General features: G+C 51.6%; 11 protein-coding genes. 4 read left to right on the top strand and 7 right to left on the bottom strand.

The window, feature by feature from the left end; genetic code table 11:
* Positions 1-123 precede the first annotated feature (123 nt).
* Positions 124-726 (top strand): peroxiredoxin C, encoded by a 603-nt coding sequence (locus KP22_RS00110; RefSeq protein WP_039301535.1) that lies wholly within the window; start codon positions 124-126, stop codon positions 724-726.
* A gap of 219 nt (positions 727-945) precedes the next feature.
* Positions 946-2,220, top strand: coding sequence for a mechanosensitive ion channel family protein (locus KP22_RS00105; protein ID WP_039301534.1), 1,275 nt, complete (start codon positions 946-948; stop codon positions 2,218-2,220).
* 138 nt (positions 2,221-2,358) lie between these two features.
* Here the strand turns inward: KP22_RS00105 and proY are convergent, their stop codons facing one another.
* From proY to phoB, 6 genes are all read right to left on the bottom strand, one after another.
* Positions 2,359-3,735, bottom strand: coding sequence for a proline-specific permease ProY (gene proY / locus KP22_RS00100; protein ID WP_039301532.1), 1,377 nt, complete (start codon positions 3,733-3,735; stop codon positions 2,359-2,361).
* Between the two features lie 139 nt (positions 3,736-3,874).
* Positions 3,875-5,194, bottom strand: a complete 1,320-nt coding sequence (gene brnQ / locus KP22_RS00095; protein WP_039321677.1) for a branched-chain amino acid transport system II carrier protein — start codon at positions 5,192-5,194, stop codon at positions 3,875-3,877.
* A 478-nt stretch (positions 5,195-5,672) separates the two neighbouring features.
* Positions 5,673-6,779, bottom strand: coding sequence for a cobalamin-independent methionine synthase II family protein (locus KP22_RS00090; protein WP_039301528.1), 1,107 nt, complete (start codon positions 6,777-6,779; stop codon positions 5,673-5,675).
* A gap of 241 nt (positions 6,780-7,020) precedes the next feature.
* Positions 7,021-7,959, bottom strand: coding sequence for a PstS family phosphate ABC transporter substrate-binding protein (locus KP22_RS00085; protein ID WP_039321675.1), 939 nt, complete (start codon positions 7,957-7,959; stop codon positions 7,021-7,023).
* A 15-nt stretch (positions 7,960-7,974) separates the two neighbouring features.
* Positions 7,975-9,297 carry a phosphate regulon sensor histidine kinase PhoR gene (gene phoR, locus KP22_RS00080; RefSeq protein ID WP_039321673.1) on the bottom strand — a complete coding sequence of 441 codons (1,323 nt, stop codon included), beginning with the start codon at positions 9,295-9,297 and terminating at the stop codon, positions 7,975-7,977.
* 27 nt (positions 9,298-9,324) lie between these two features.
* Positions 9,325-10,014, bottom strand: coding sequence for a phosphate response regulator transcription factor PhoB (phoB, locus tag KP22_RS00075; RefSeq protein WP_039301522.1), 690 nt, complete (start codon positions 10,012-10,014; stop codon positions 9,325-9,327).
* Between the two features lie 294 nt (positions 10,015-10,308).
* Here phoB and sbcD point away from each other — a divergent pair, with 294 nt between their 5' ends.
* Both sbcD and KP22_RS00065 read left to right on the top strand, forming a co-directional pair.
* A complete protein-coding gene (gene sbcD / locus KP22_RS00070) occupies positions 10,309-11,535 on the top strand; it encodes an exonuclease subunit SbcD (protein ID WP_039301519.1) in 1,227 nt (408 codons plus the stop codon).
* The gene (locus tag KP22_RS00065) at positions 11,532-15,215 is read left to right on the top strand and encodes an AAA family ATPase (RefSeq protein ID WP_039321671.1); all 3,684 of its coding nucleotides are present in this window, start codon (positions 11,532-11,534) and stop codon (positions 15,213-15,215) included. Before sbcD ends, KP22_RS00065 begins: the two co-directional genes overlap by 4 nt.
* A gap of 3 nt (positions 15,216-15,218) precedes the next feature.
* Here KP22_RS00065 and mak read toward each other — a convergent pair whose 3' ends face one another.
* Positions 15,219-16,130 carry a fructokinase gene (gene mak, locus KP22_RS00060; protein ID WP_039301513.1) on the bottom strand — a complete coding sequence of 304 codons (912 nt, stop codon included), beginning with the start codon at positions 16,128-16,130 and terminating at the stop codon, positions 15,219-15,221.
* Positions 16,131-16,249 lie beyond the last annotated feature (119 nt).

Genomic DNA, 16,249 nt, shown 5'->3' with positions numbered 1-16,249 from the left:
TCAATAGGCAAAAGCTATCTCATTAATTGGTCTCTTTGCCTGTATTCACTTAGGCAGAATCCCTATACTGATCGCTGTTTTTTTACATCCTCCGATTATTAACCGCTATCTACAGGAGTAATTATGGTCCTGGTAACTCGTCAAGCCCCAGACTTCACCGCAGCTGCCGTTTTAGGCAGTGGCGAAATCGTCGAAAATTTCAACCTGAAGGAACATATCAACGGTAAAGCAGCCGTGATCTTCTTCTGGCCGATGGACTTCACCTTCGTTTGTCCGTCAGAGCTGATTGCTTTCGATCACCGCTATGCCGAATTCAAAAAGCGTGGCGTAGAAGTGGTTGGTGTTTCCTTCGACTCCGAGTTTGTTCACAACGCATGGCGTAAAACCCCTGTGGACAAAGGCGGCATCGGCGAAGTGCAATACGCGATGGTTGCTGACATTAAGCGCGAAATCCAGAAGGCCTACGGCATTGAGCACCCAGAAGCGGGTGTTGCACTGCGTGGTTCTTTCCTGATCGACAAAAACGGCGTGGTTCGTCACCAAGTGGTGAACGATCTGCCGCTGGGTCGTAACATCGATGAAATGCTGCGTACCGTTGACGCGCTGCAATTCCATGAAGAACACGGTGAAGTCTGCCCAGCGCAGTGGGAAAAAGGGAAATCCGGTATGGGCGCGTCACCAGACGGCGTAGCGAAATACCTGTCTGAAAACGCAGACAAACTGTAATCCTTCATCTTTACCTTCATAGGTAATGTGATAATCAAGCCAGTTGCCATGCGACTGGCTTTTTTATATTCGTGATTTCTCCCTCATCATTCCCCTAACAACTCATCTTCCCTAAGCGATCCCAAAGGATACAAAAGGTTGACTAGGAGCGCTAAATCCTTAGCCTTGACGTCACATTGTGTTAATGCACAGCAGATTGATGGAATAAAAGGAGAACGCATGCAACAAAACCTCGCGCTGTGGTTGAGAGAAGCCGATATCCAACACGCTGGCATCATTGCATTATTGATTGTTCTTGGGCTGATATTACTTATTTCTGCCGTCATTCATCTGATTCTGCATCAGGTTGTGCTGAAAAGAATGGTTTTACGTTCACTCAAGAAGCCAGGAAAAACCGAAGGGCATGGGTGGAAGCAGGCGCTAACACAACACAACTTGTTTAATCGGCTGGCTTTCTTGCTACAGGGGGTAATCCTGAATATTCAGGTCGTTGTGTGGCTCCCCTCGCAGAGTGAAACCCGTGAAGCACTCATCATCTGCTCCCAAGTGTGGATTATGATTTTTGCGCTGCTGTCTCTCTTCTCATTACTTGATGTGCTGCTGAATGTCTCCGCTCGAACCAAAGTCGCTGCACAGTTGCCGCTGCGCGGTATCTTCCAGAGTCTGAAGCTGATCGCCACTATCGTCATCAGCATCATGGTGGTGTCACTACTCATCGGGAAATCACCGCTGATCCTGATTAGTGGTTTAGGTGCCATGGCTGCCGTGCTGATGTTGGTATTCAAAGATCCGATCATGGGTTTAGTCGCTGGCATCCAGCTTTCCGCCAACGATATGCTGACGCTGGGAGACTGGCTCGAAATGCCGAAATATGGCGCTGACGGTGCTGTCATCGACATTGGGCTGACAACGGTAAAAGTAAAAAACTGGGACAATACCGTCACTACTATTCCTACCTATTCGCTGGTATCCGACTCTTTCAAAAACTGGCGTTCAATGTCGGAATCAGGGGGGCGACGCATCAAGCGCAGCATCAATATCGATACCACCAGCGTGCATTTCATGACGGAGGACGAGCAGGCGCGATTGCTGCGCAGCAAGTTACTATCGACTTATATTCAAAACAAGAAGAGCGAACTAGAGCAGCACAACGCACAATCCGATTCTGACCTGACATCGCCGCTGAATGGCCGTCGTCTGACGAATCTGGGGACGTTCCGCGCCTACCTTCAGGTTTATCTGCGCACTCATCCGGGTATTCATAAAGGGATGACGCTGATGGTGAGACAACTTGAACCAACGTCAGAAGGGGTACCACTGGAGATTTACGCGTTTACCAACACCACCGCCTGGATTGATTACGAAAGTATTCAGTCCGATATTTTCGACCATATCTTTGCGATTCTGCCGGAATTCGATCTGCGCATTCACCAAGCTCCAACCGGCCATGATATGCGGGTAATGGCGCAGCAAATAGCTACGCCGAAAGCGTAATACCGGTTAAAAAAAGCGCTCCAACGGGAGCTTTCAGAGCGTTGACAAACCTATTTCCTAAATGAAAACGGGAGTAACGGACTTTGTCAGCAACCTCAGCGCTCCGACGGGAGCGCTATCTAATAGCAAACAGCTAGCTTAATTCTGTGCCGCTACCGTGTTCTGACGCTTCTTCTTCCAGACATAGCCCACTAAAAGCAGCAATATCCAGATGATGCCGACATACAGAGACACACGGGTATCCGGGAAGTAGCCAATCAAACCGATGATGAAGAACAGGAAGACGATACCAAACACAGAGGTCGCGATACCCCCACGTAAAGGGAACGCCAACGACTTCACTTCATCAGGGCTCAGGCGGCGGCGGAATGCGATCTGAGAGAACAGAATCATGATCCACACCCACACCGTCGCAAAGGTGGCCAGTGAAGCAATCACCAGGAACACTTTGCCGGGCATAATGTAATTCAGGTACACCGCTACCAGCAGTGCCATCATCATCACAACGACCGTAACCCACGGAATACCACGTTTGGATACACGGCTAAACACTTTCGGTGCATGTCCCTGCTCCGCCATCCCATGCAGCATACGTCCGACACCGAAGACATCGCTGTTAATCGCCGACAGCGAAGCCGTAATCACGACAAAGTTCAGGATACCTGCCGCCGCCGTAATGCCCATATGCTGGAACGTCAGCACGAACGGGCTCCCGTTGGTGCCTACCTGATTCCATGGATAAATCGACATAATGACGAATAGTGTACCGACATAGAACACCAGAATACGCCACGGTACAGAGTTAATCGCACGAGGAATGGATTTATGCGGGTCTTTGGCTTCACCAGCGGTGATCCCAATAATCTCCACGCCGCCATACGCAAACATCACCAACTGTAGCGATAGAATCATCCCCATCACACCGTTACTGAAGAACCCGCCATTACTCCATAGATTATGGATACCGGTGGGTTGACCACCGTTACCAATACCCCAGACAATGATGCCGATCCCGGCAACGATCATGATGATAATGGTGGCCACTTTGAAGAAAGAGAGCCAAAACTCCAGTTCGCCAAAGGCTTTAACATTCATCAGGTTGATGGCACCAATAATGAGCACTACGCTCAAGACCCACACCCAGTGCGGCACCGCAGGGAACCAGACGCCCATGTAGATGCCAAATGCGGTCACATCCGCAATAGCAACAATCAGCATCTCAAAACAGTAGGTCCAGCCCGTGATATATCCTGCCAACGGCCCAAGATAATCCTGTGCGTAGCGAGAAAACGAGCTGGATTGTGGATTGTGCACCGACATTTCGCCCAGTGCGCGCATGATGATATACGCGACAACCCCGCCGATTAGATAAGCCAGTAACACACTGGGGCCAGCCATTTGAATCGCACTCGCGGAACCATAAAACAGACCGGTTCCGATCGCCGAGCCAAGGGCGATAAAGCGGATATGCCGCGTGCTTAACCCACGCTTGAGCTTGGAGGATGGTTGTTCCATTGATAAGCAGCCCTGTCTTATAAAAGAAAAACGTACAAAAAGAAAAACCACAGGCAAATACCTGTGGTGCAGAAACCCAACGCTGTGCTGGAGCAGTACGCTATCCCTACCGCCCCAACGCTATCAGGCATTAACGATATTATTGATGTACCGTAACTTCCTGTCGACCACACAGTCTGTCGTAAATCACCGCGACCAGCAAAATCAGCAGTGATGGTGATAGCCAGGCCAACCCTTGCTCGCTCAGCGGCAGGTTGAGGCTCCACTCTGGCAGCAGCGATTTGAAAGCCGATGATTTTATACCATCAATCATGCCAAATAACAGACTGACTAACATGACAGGGGCCACAATACGTGAAGCGCTATTCCACCAACGCAGCGTAAAGCTCAATAAAACCAGAATGATACACGGTGGATAAATCGCCGTCAGCACGGGAATGGAAAGTTGGATCAGGTGGCTCAAGCCCAGGTTGGACACCACCATTGAGAACGCTCCCAGTACAAATACCAACGTGCGATAAGACAGCGGCAGATATTGTGCAAAGAATTCAGCACACGCACAGGTTAGCCCCACCGCCGTCACCAGACACGCGATAAAGATTAACAACGCCAGGAAGCTGCTTCCCATGTTACCGAACGTGTGTTGCACATAAGCATGGAGAATCTCTGCCCCATTCAGTGCCTGCGGCGCCAGTTCACCACTGACAGAACCGAGCTGGAATAAGCTCAAATAGACCAGTGTCAGACCGATGCCTGCAATTAACCCAGCCCACACGGTATAACGCGTCAGCAGCACTGAACTTGTCACCCCCCGTGAGCGTGCCGCATTGACAATTACAATACCAAAGACCATCGCGCCCAGCGTATCCATTGTCAGATAGCCATTAACGAAGCCATTGGAGAACGGCAGATGCTCATACGCTTCTGTCGCAGGAATCGGCGTGCCCGCAGGCCACAGCACCGCAGCAACACCCAGTACCGCCAGTGCAATAATCTTCAAGGGTGCCAGCACATGGCCGACCGTATCCAGCAGTTTTCCCGGATACAGAGAAATCCCGATGACGATAGCAAAGTAAATCAGGCTGTAAACCAGAAGAGGAGCGGCACCGTTACCGACCAAAGGAGCAAGACCGACTTCAAACGACACGGTTGCCGTGCGCGGCGTGGCGAACAGTGGCCCAACGGCCAAATAGCACACGGTAGCCAAAACCACACCGGCCTTTTTACCAATCGGCGAGCTGAGCGCATCAACGCCACCGCCAACCCGGGCAAGCGCGATCACGGTCAACACTGGTAGACCAACCGCCGTTAGCAGAAAGCCGAGCGCTGCGATCCATACGTGCTCTCCTGCCTGCAATCCCACCATAGGGGGGAAAATGATATTTCCAGCCCCCACGAATAAAGCAAAGGTCATAAAACCTAATGCCACAATATCTTTGGAAGTTAAACGATGACTCATAGTGATGTCGTGTTGCCTGTATCAAATCGATAAAAAGAAAATCGTGTCGTTTATCGCCGCAGAAGCCGTTCGCAAACGGGTAGCCCGAAGCATGGTGCCAACACGCTGTCGACGCGAAAGATGGCGAGCATAGAGGAGTTATTTTTTGCACAGCCATATCGGGTGATAAGTAAACCGTTTATAGCGCAAAAAGACAAGTAGAGATCTAAAAACTAGAGTATCCAGCCTGATTATGCGAAAAAATAAGAATATAAATTTGTTTATCCTGAACTACATAACACATGATTTGCGCATTTATCGATATTTCATTGCAATAAAACTGACAAAAATCGTCATAAAATGCGTTGTTAGATCATAAAAAAAACATATTGTACAAAAATGTCGCCGGTGGAAAGCAGGATAACGCCCACAAAAAAGGCTGGATCGTATGATCCAGCCTCTGTATATCCATTATCAGAGCAAGGTTACTTCATCGGTGTTACCACACGCGATTAGCAATATCCACGACAAGCTTCAGCTTATTCCACTGCTGCTCTTCCGTCAGACTATTGCCCTCTTCCGTTGAAGCAAAACCGCATTGCGGGCTCAGGCAGATCTGGCTGAGATCGACATACTTTGCCGCCTCCGCGATACGCGCCTGCACGACTTCAGCCTCCTCCAACTCACCGTTCTTCGTAGTAATAAGCCCCAGCACCACCTGCTGATGGCCCGGCTTCACAAAACGCAGTGGCTCAAACCCGCCCGCTCGCTCGGTATCGTATTCCAGGAAGAATGCATCGACATTCACTTCACCAAACAGAATTTCTGCAACAGGCTCATATCCACCTTCAGAAATCCAGGTCGAACGGAAATTACCACGACAAACGTGTAAACCAATAACCAGATCGGCAGGTTTATCAGCCAGTGCTTTATTCAGGACATCGGCATAGGTCCGTGCCAACTGTGCAGGATCTTCACCACGTTCACGGATCTGGCGTTTTTGATCGTCAGAGCACAAATAGGCCCACACAGTGTCATCCAGTTGCAGGAAGCGGCAACCTGCATCATAAAATGCGTGGATCGCATCGCGCCAGGTTTGCGCCAAATCGTCAAAGTAGTCAGCCAGATCGGGATAAACCGTCGCATCAATCGCTTTTCGTCCGCCGCGGAAATGCATCACGCTTGGACTAGGAATCGTCATTTTAGCGACTGCATCACCAGAAATGCTGTTCAGGTAGCGGAAATGATCGAGCATTGGGTGTTGGGGATTAAAACTCACTTTATCCACGACGCGAATCGCATGGGATTTGGTCTGAATACCGTTGAATTGAATACCGTGATCGGCTTCGTAACGCTCCACGCCGTGCAAGTCGGCAAAGAAGTCAAAGTGCCACCATGCGCGGCGCAACTCACCGTCCGTCACAACCTGCAAGCCAGCTTCACGCTGCTTTTCTACCACCCGCAGAATCTCACGATCTTCAATGTTGCGCAGCGCAACATCATCAATCTCACCCGCCTGATGCTGAAGCCGCGCCTGCTTAATCGCAGCCGGACGCAAGAAACTGCCGACGATATCGGCACGGAAAGGGGATAAGGTGTTCGGCATATGTCGCTCCTGACAGGTTGCCAGCACTCATCTTCAGGAAAGAAGTGTACTGACAGATAGTTTCAATATGAAATATTTGCCCAGAGGGATAGTTACATTCAATCTTATTTAGCCATCTGGACGTCTAAATTTAAAGCTATCCTGTCACGTGCCGAATTACAGGGCAATGGAAGAATTTTCACATCACATGAATAAAGTTCATGTAGCGAGAAAATATCGCAAATTCGTCATTGAGAAAAAATTATTCAGGCAGGCCAATCTGTTGACGCGCCTGACGACGCGTTTCTTCCGGCAGCGGTAAATAACCATCCTGATTCACCAGCGATTGTCCCGTTTCAGACAGCACGCGCGCCAAAAATGCCGCCGTCAGCGCTTCCAGCGGTTGCCCGGGTGCTTTGTTGGCATAGATGTAGAGATAGCGGGTGTAGGGATACAAGCCACTGCGAATATTTTCAGTCGAGGGATAAATATAGTCGGCGCCTTGTGCGGCTAATGGCAACATCTTTACGCCACTAGTACGAAAACCCACGCTGGCGTAACCAATCGCATCGGTTGACGCAGCAACCGCCTGCACAACGGACGCTGAGCCTGGTAGCTCATTGACTTGAGGAAGAAAATCGCCACGACAGAGCGCTTTTTGCTTAAAGAACCCATAGGTTCCCGACGCAGAATTTCGCCCATAGCGCAGTAGTGTGCGCTTTTCCCAACTGCCGCGTAGTCCAAGATCGCCCCAGTGTTTTATCGGCTGATGGTTACCGCAGCGCTGCGTGATCGAAAAGATAGCATCCAGCTGTGACAAATTCAGCCCCGTCAGGGGGTTATCCTGATTAACCAACACGACCAGCGCATCCATTGCCACCGGCACCGCCAGCGGCGGATAACCATAATGCTGGACGAACGCCTCAATTTCGCTGGCCTTCATCGCCCGGCTCATTGGCCCAAGCTGCGCAGCTCCTGATGCCAGAGACGTTGGCGCGGAGGATGACCCGGCAGCCTGAATCTGTAAATTCACATTCGGATAATGCTGGCTGAAATCCGCCGCCCAAAAGGCCATCAGGTTAGCCAGCGTATCCGACCCCGCACTGGAAAGGTTACCCGCCAGCATCTGGCGAGGCTGCGCGAAGCAAAACGCGCTGAGCAGCAGTAAAAAAGCGCTCGCAATACGTATGGCGGATTTCATGGATGGCGTTTTCCGTCAGGCTGAAGGTTTCAGCGTATTTTCAGTCAGAGAGGTAGGGACAATCAACCGATTCGGCAACGTAAAGACAAAACGTGACCCCATACCATCCTCACTCATGATCTCCAGACGGGAATCATGATGGCTAAGCGCGTGTTTAACAATCGCCAGCCCCAGCCCGCTGCCGCCCGTCTGTCGCGAACGCGCTTTATCCACACGATAAAAACGTTCAGTCAGGCGCGGCAAATGCTCGGCTGCAATGCCCGGCCCGTTATCGCTGACCTGAAATTGCGCACCTTGTGGGATCTTCTGCCAGCAGACTTCGATACGCGTTCCCTCTGGCGTATGGTTGACCGCGTTATACACCAGATTGGATACCGCACTGCGCAACTGTTCTTCATTACCAAATACGCGCAGGTTTTCATTCACACGGAAGACGATCTCATGACGCCCCTGACTCAGGGTTTGCGCTTCACGCTGCAACACGCGCAGCATCAGCGGAATATCGACTTTTTCATTCAGATCGATCGCCGTCGCCGCCTCAATGCGGGACAACGTCAGCAGCTGTTTGACCAGCCCGTCCATGCGTCGGGTCTGCTCTTGCATGGTACTCAACGCTTTCCCACGTAGCGCCGTATCCAGCGTTTCTTCCTGCATCATTTCCAGATAGCCCTGCAACACCGTCAGCGGGGTTCTCAGTTCATGGCTTACATTGGCAAAAAAGTTACGTCTGGCCCCTTCAAGCTGGTGCATTTGCGTAATATCACGCACCACCATCAGTAGCTGCCCTTCGGAATAGGGCATCACACGGAATTCGACATGGTGGGAATTATTCAATTGCAGCGTAAGAGGACGGCTGAAATCCTGTCTTTTCATGTAATTAGTGAATTCAGGATAGCGTAATAAGTTGAGGATATTCTGACCATTATCTTCAGGCCAGCGGAAATTAAGCAGATGCTGCGCCAGATGATTACACCAGAATATCGTTCCCTCTTCGGTGGTGATCACCACAGCATCCGGCAAGGATTCTGCACCGCTGCGAAACCGTTTGATCAGGAGCGCCAGTTCCCGGCGCCGGCGTCGGTTACGCAACTGCATCTGATAGAGCCCGTAAAACAGCGGCTCCCAGCTCCAGCTGCCGGGCGGTGGCGTCATACTACGGTCAACCCACAGCCAGTAAGAGAGTTTGAGCTGGTTATAAAAATTCCAGCAGAGCAGGCCTAAAACGGCGACCAGCAGGAACCAAGGCAGATAACCAAAAATCAGCCCCAGCAGTAGCGCGGGTAAACAAAAAAAAGCCAGCTCCAATGCCAGCCTTTTCCAGGATAGACGTTCTAGCACGTTAGTGTTTCTCCGGTTACGATCACCTCAGTAACGCGTTGAAAAACGGTAGCCCGTTCCCCGAACGGTTTGCACCATTTTGTCATGTCCGCTGGTTTCCAGCGCTTTACGCAGGCGACGAATATGAACGTCGACAGTACGATCTTCAACATAAACGTTAGTGCCCCAAACGTGATTCAGCAACTGTTCCCGGCTGTAAACACGTTCAGGATGCGTCATAAAGAAATGCAGCAGTTTAAATTCCGTCGGCCCCATATCCAAGGCGTGTTCTTCAGTCGTCACACGATGAGAGGAAGGGTCAAGACTTAGGCCACGCATTTCAATCAGTTCTTCCACCGCCATCGGTGAAATGCGGCGCATAACGGCTTTGATACGCGCCACCAGCTCTTTAGGGGAAAACGGTTTGGTAATGTAATCATCCGCTCCCACTTCAAGACCGCGTACGCGGTCTTCTTCTTCACCACGCGCGGTCAACATCATCACCGGAATATCACGCGTCAGCGCTTCGCGCTTCATATGCTTGATGAATTGCAGGCCCGAACCGCCTGGCAGCATCCAGTCCAATAACACCAATTCTGGGAACGGTTCTGACAGTTGCGTTACCGCGCTGTCATAATCTTCGGCTTCAACGGGTTGATAACCATTTTGTTCCAGTACAAAGCAGACCATTTCACGAATTGGTGCTTCATCTTCCACGACTAATATGCGTTTTGCCATTGTTAATCCTGTCGTTAATCATCGTCGCTGTTAGCAGGCGAAAGGCATTATGCGTCAGTTTTATGACAGATTTATGAAAAACGCACAGCCCTCCATCGCATGATGTTACAGCGCGTACATCCTATTTTTCGAGCCGCTTTCCAAACTCTTGATTCCACCGCGACAGTCGTCATCCCTGCTATATATAATCATGGCATTACGATGACAGGGCACCATGGCGACGACACCCATTCCACATAATGGACAATGACAACGTCATCCAACGCTTCACGGCATGAATATCGAGAGAGCACGATGCGCATTATCCACACCGCCGATTGGCATTTAGGGCAATATTTTTATACCAAAAGCCGCGCAGCTGAGCATCAGGCTTTTCTGCACTGGCTTATCACTCAGGTGGAACAGCACCACGTCGATGCCATTATAGTCGCAGGCGATATTTTTGATAACGGTTCGCCCCCTAGCTATGCGCGGGAAATGTATTATAGCTTCGTGGTAGAACTACAGCGCACAGGCTGCCAGCTCGTTATTCTCGGCGGCAACCATGATTCCGTTGCGATGTTGCATGAATCCCGTGGCTTGCTAGCCTGCCTGAATACGCGGGTGATTGCCTGCGCCAGCGACGATCCTGCCCAGCAGGTGCTCCTGCTGGAAAACCGTCAGCAGCAGCCCGGAGCCCTACTCTGCGCGATTCCTTTTTTACGTCCGCGTGATGTGCTAACCAGCAAAGCCGGACAATCCGGTGATGAAAAACAGCTGGCGCTACAGGAAGCGATTACCGCGCACTACCAGCAGTGTTACCAGTTGGCTTGCCAAAAGCGCGATGAACTTGGCCTGCCGCTGCCGATTATTGCAACCGGGCACCTGACGACGATTGGCGCAACCGCTTCGGAATCCGTGCGCGATATCTATATTGGTACGCTTGATGCCTTTCCTGTTCAGGCTTTTCCCCCTGCGGATTATATTGCTCTTGGGCATATTCACCGCCCCCAGCGCGTGACCCAAAGCGAGCATATCCGCTACAGCGGTTCGCCTATCCCGCTGAGTTTTGATGAACTCGGCAGCGAGAAATCCGTTTGTCTGGTCAGCTTTATACCCGATGCGCCACCGAAAATAGATCTTCTGCCCATTCCCGTAACCCAGCCGATGCAGCTGATTAAAGGTAGTCTGAGTGATATTGAACAACAGCTATCCGCCTTCGAGAACTATCAGGGCGATAAACCCGTGTGGCTGGATATCGAACTCAGTACGCAGGATTATCTGAGCGACATGCAAAAACGCATTCAGGCGATGACTGAGAACCTGCCCGTCGAGGTACTTCTGCTGCGCCGCACGCGCGAACAGCGTTTGCAGGCGATTACCCGACAGGACAAGGAAACGCTAAACGAATTGAGCGTGCATGATGTTTTTGAACGTCGTCTGGCAACGGAGACAGAAATGGAAGACAGTCGCCAACAGCGTGTGCGCACGCTGTTTAATCAGGTTATTGATGAATTAGAAAATAGCGAGTCTGCCAAATGAAAATCCTCAGTCTGCGCTTAAAGAATCTCAACGCGCTGAAAGGCGAATGGAAGATCGACTTCACGCAGGAGCCATTCTCCAGCAACGGCTTGTTTGCGATTACCGGCCCAACCGGGGCAGGAAAAACCACGCTACTCGATGCCATCTGTCTGGCGCTTTATCACGAAACACCACGGTTGGGTCAGCTTTCCGCAGGTAATAATGATCTGATGACACGTAACACCGCAGAGTGCCTCGCCGAGGTCGAGTTTGAGGTTAAAGGCGTCGGATACCGCGCTTTCTGGAGCCAGCGTCGGGCTAGAAACTCGCCGGATGGTAATTTACAGTCCCCCAAGGCCGAACTCGCCCTCATTGAAAGCGGCAAGATTCTGAGCGAAAAGCTCAATGACAAAAAAGAGATGACCACGCAGCTCACCGGGCTGGATTTTGGCCGTTTTACACGATCCATGATGTTATCGCAGGGGCAATTTGCCGCGTTCCTCAATGCAAAAGCCGACGACAGAGCGGAACTACTGGAAGAACTAACCGGTACGGATATTTACGGACTGATTTCCGAACGCGTCTATGACAAACACAAACAGGCAAACGTAGCATTAAACACGCTACAGGCACGCGCATCAGGCATTCAGCTGTTGACCGATGAACAACGTCAGCAGGTGGAGGAGCAGCTTGCCGAGCTGCTCCGGCAAGAGCAACAGGGCAACGCCGAACGTGAGCAAGTACTGACTACGCTGCGCTGGTTTGAGCAATTGGCGCAGCGACAAACACAGCTAACCAATACGCAGGCACAGCACGCGAGCGCAGAATCTGCCATTCAGCAGGCCAGGCCACAGCTCGATAAATTAGCTAACAGCGAACCGGCAGAAAAACTGAGGCCGCTACATCAGGAACGAGAGCGCTATCGGCTGGAGTCTCTTACGCTCGTCCAGCAGATTGAACAACTGACTGAGAAACAAAGCGCACAACAGTCGTCTTTGACAACGTTACGCCAGCAGGAAGAAAAGGCAGAGCAGGACGTTACCGGGCATAAACGGGAACGTCAGAAACAAGAGTTGTTGATCAACGAACAGGTTGTGCCACTTGACCATCGAATTGCCACGCTGGAATTGCAAAAAGCCCAGCAGCAGGACGAACTGGCAAAAACACAGCATCGCCTGCAAGCTGACGAAAGCAAACAAACGCAGATAGTGGCGGAACAACAGCACGCCAAACAACAGCTTGAACAGATCCAAGCTTATCGCCAGCAACACGAGCATCATCAACAGTGGGGAGAACAGCTTCCTCTGTGGCGCACGCAGTTTCGACAGTTACACCAACTTCAGGACGAACAGCATAGGCTGAACCAAAAACAGGCACAGCACACCGAACAGTCGGCGACGCTACAGCAAGAGACCGAGACGCTGGCAGCACAGCAACGTGAACAGCAAAAGGCCGTTGATGCAGCACGCGAGTTGTTCACACAACACGATGAGACACGGAAAAATCAGGAAGCACAGCAACCACTTTCCGCCCTGCACCAGCGGTTCAATCAACTCATCGATCAGCGAATCGCACGCCAACAGCTCGCAACAATCTGCGACCAGTTCCAACGTCTTCATACCAGTAAACAGCAGTACCTCATCAGACAAGATGAAATACAAGGGCATATCAGCCAGTCAGGCGTCTTAAAGAAACAGCAACAGTCTGAGTTCGAGCAGCGTACCCAGCATCTGGCCGATCTGGAAACACTGTACCGACAGGAAGAGCGTATCGTTAAGTTGGAAGCCGAACGGCAACGGCTACAGGCTGGCGATCCTTGTCCGCTGTGCGGTTCAACCGAGCATCCGGCGATTGAACGCTATCAGGCGCTGCAACCATCCGAAACCCAAAAGCGCCTAACGGCGCTACAGCAGGAAGTGAGCCAATTAGCAACGGTACTGGCGCATACGACGGCACGACTGGCCTCGCTAGAGCAGCAGCGGGAACAACTGCAACAGGATATCGTTCAGCTTGATAGCGAACATCAAACGCTGTTGCAACAGTGGCAAGATGTCAGTGAGCGCTTACAAGTTAACTACACGCTGGAACAGCAGGACGAAGTTGCTGCCTGGTTTGCACAACGCGAAGCCGAAGAACAGGATATTCGCCAGCAGATTAGTACGCGTGAACAACAGCAAAAGCAGTGGCAGGAAAGTAAGGATTCACTGACAACTAATGAGGCAGTGCTGCGGGAACTCGACCAAAAAATTGCGCTGAATACCCAGCAACAGACCTCTCTACTCGTCACGCAGGCTGATACCGTCCAGTCACTGCAAAACATGCAGCGGCAGCTAGAGCAGTACACTCAGGAAATTACGCAGACGCTGAAAAATGCAGGCCTTCGTCTGCCGGAAAGCGGTGCACAGGATAGCTGGTTGGTTCAGCGCGAGAGCGAATGGCAAGACTGGAAAACCAAAGAACAGGAGCAGTCTTGCTTAATCCCGCGGTTAGCCACGCTGGAAAGCGATTTTCAGCATCTGAATCTCAGCGTAACCGAAGCAAAACAGCTGCTACAGGTGCAGCAACAGCAGTTGGAACAGTACTGCGAGGCACTCAAAACGAGCCAACAGGCGCGACAGGCGCTTTTCGGTGACAGGAAAACAGCGGATGTTCGTGAACACCTGCAACGTACCAGCCAGCAGTATGAAGACGTGCTCCGGTTAGCCCAGTCAGCACGCCAGCAGACCGAAACGACGTTGAGCCGCCTGACGGGAGAACTGACCCGCGCGCAGCAGCAGTATGGACAGAGCACACATCAACGCGATGGTGCGACTGAACGCTTTACTCAGGCTTTGCACCAAAGTGCTTTTACTGATGAAACCACCTTCCTGAATGCGCTGCTTGATGAACAGGAACGACAGGCCTTACAGGCATTGAAGGAGAAACTGTATCAAAGCTTGCAGCAGGCAGCAGCACTCCACCAGCAGGCTAAACAGGCATTACTTGAACAGCAACAAAAACGGCCTGCATCCCTACCAGAAGAAACCACGCAGGAATCGGCGCAAAAGCAGTTGTCAGAACAGGATGAAATGCTGAAAGCCAACCTGCGGCAACAGGGTGAGTGCCAACGTCAGTTATCTGACGATCGGCAACAGCGCCAGAACCAACAGACCTTGCTTGGCGAGATCGCCCAAAGCCAGCAAATGTATGATGACTGGGATGCGTTAAACTCGCTGATCGGTTCAAGTAAAGGGGATAAATTCCGTAAGTTTGCTCAGGGGCTAACGTTGGATCATCTGATCTATCTCGCCAACCTCCAGCTTTCACGCCTGCACGATCGTTACCAGCTAAAACGTAAGCCCGGTGGCGAACTGGAACTTCTGGTGATGGATACCTGGCAGGCAGATGCCGAACGCGACACAAAAACGCTATCCGGCGGCGAAAGTTTTCTGGTGAGTTTGTCGCTGGCGTTGGCGCTATCCGATCTGGTCAGCCATAGAGCCAGCATCGACTCTCTGTTTCTGGATGAAGGCTTCGGTACGCTGGATGCTGAAACACTGGATATCGCGCTGGATGCGCTCGATAACCTCAACGCCTCCGGTAAAACCATCGGCGTCATCAGTCATGTCGAAGCCATGAAAGAACGTATTCCTGTACAGATCAAAGTCCAAAAAATTAACGGACTAGGCGTCAGCCGACTGGCACCGGAGTACGCCATTTAGCTATTACTCCGTCTTTGGCCATAGCCAGGCGGCTCCGCGCACCCCGCTGGAGTCGCCGTGTATGGCCTGCCGCACAGGCGTTTCGCACTCGCCGCCGAAGATCCACGGTTTAATCTTTTCCGGTACAGTCTGATAAAGGCGAGAAACATTGCTCATTCCGCCTCCCAGAACCACCACGTCAGGATCGAGCAGGTTAATCACATGCGCCAGCGATTTTGCCAAACGATGTTCATAGCGCTGTAATGCCAGCTCTGCGATGGGATCACCCTGCTCCGCTAAAGCAATAATTGCCTCGCCCTTGTGCGGCTGGCCGCTCAGGCGCTGGTAATCCAGCGCAAATCCCGTACCGGAAATAAAAGATTCAATGCAACCGGACTTGCCGCAGTAACAGGGAACCGTCTGCCGATAGCGCAGCTCATCTTCATCCATCCAGGGCAGCGGGTTATGGCCCCATTCGCCAGCAATACCGTTGCCACCGACATGAACCTGCCCGTTCAGCGCAATTCCCGATCCACAGCCAGTGCCGATGATGACCGCAAAAACCGTCTGCTTCCCTGCTCCGGCACCGTCTACCGCTTCTGAAACAGCGAAACAGTTCGCATCATTCGCCACCCGCACGGGTCGATTTAGCAGCGTGGCAAGATCGAGATCCAGCGCCTGACCGTTGAGCCAGGTGGAGTTGGCATTTTTTACCTTACCGGTAAACGGCGACAGCGTCCCCGGAATACCCACGCCGACGCTACCGTGGCAGCCGATCGCTTTTTCAGCCATTGCCACCAGAGTGACAATAGTCCGCAGGGTTTCCGGATAATCATTTCTTGGCGTCGGCATACGCTGCCGAAAACGTTCCTGCCCCTCGTCGTCCAACGCGATGACTTCTGTTTTCGTCCCGCCCAGATCGATACCGATTCTCATGATGTCTCCCCTCGTGTGGTAAATAGGCTCGGATTCCCCGAGAAATGAGGTCGCTGACAACGTTGCGTCGAGCAGTGGTCACTCTTGTTCTACAACAGTAAGTTTGTCACCAACCTGAA

Source organism: Pectobacterium betavasculorum, from assembly GCF_000749845.1.
Taxonomy (GTDB): Bacteria; Pseudomonadota; Gammaproteobacteria; order Enterobacterales; family Enterobacteriaceae; genus Pectobacterium; species Pectobacterium betavasculorum.
The sequence above is the reverse complement of the archived record's forward strand: the minus strand, read 5'-3'. Positions and strand labels throughout refer to the sequence as shown.

What these genes read in the sequence shown, in the direction of transcription:
- KP22_RS00105 (WP_039301534.1), top strand. Translation starts at nt 946, where the DNA reads ATGCAACAAAACCTCGCGCTGTGGTTGAGAGAAGCCGATATCCAACAC.
- mak (WP_039301513.1), bottom strand. Translation starts at nt 16,130, where the DNA reads ATGAGAATCGGTATCGATCTGGGCGGGACGAAAACAGAAGTCATCGCG.
- sbcD (WP_039301519.1), top strand. Translation starts at nt 10,309, where the DNA reads ATGCGCATTATCCACACCGCCGATTGGCATTTAGGGCAATATTTTTAT.
- KP22_RS00085 (WP_039321675.1), bottom strand. Translation starts at nt 7,959, where the DNA reads ATGAAATCCGCCATACGTATTGCGAGCGCTTTTTTACTGCTGCTCAGC.
- proY (WP_039301532.1), bottom strand. Translation starts at nt 3,735, where the DNA reads ATGGAACAACCATCCTCCAAGCTCAAGCGTGGGTTAAGCACGCGGCAT.
- KP22_RS00110 (WP_039301535.1), top strand. Translation starts at nt 124, where the DNA reads ATGGTCCTGGTAACTCGTCAAGCCCCAGACTTCACCGCAGCTGCCGTT.
- KP22_RS00065 (WP_039321671.1), top strand. Translation starts at nt 11,532, where the DNA reads ATGAAAATCCTCAGTCTGCGCTTAAAGAATCTCAACGCGCTGAAAGGC.
- brnQ (WP_039321677.1), bottom strand. Translation starts at nt 5,194, where the DNA reads ATGAGTCATCGTTTAACTTCCAAAGATATTGTGGCATTAGGTTTTATG.
- phoB (WP_039301522.1), bottom strand. Translation starts at nt 10,014, where the DNA reads ATGGCAAAACGCATATTAGTCGTGGAAGATGAAGCACCAATTCGTGAA.
- KP22_RS00090 (WP_039301528.1), bottom strand. Translation starts at nt 6,779, where the DNA reads ATGCCGAACACCTTATCCCCTTTCCGTGCCGATATCGTCGGCAGTTTC.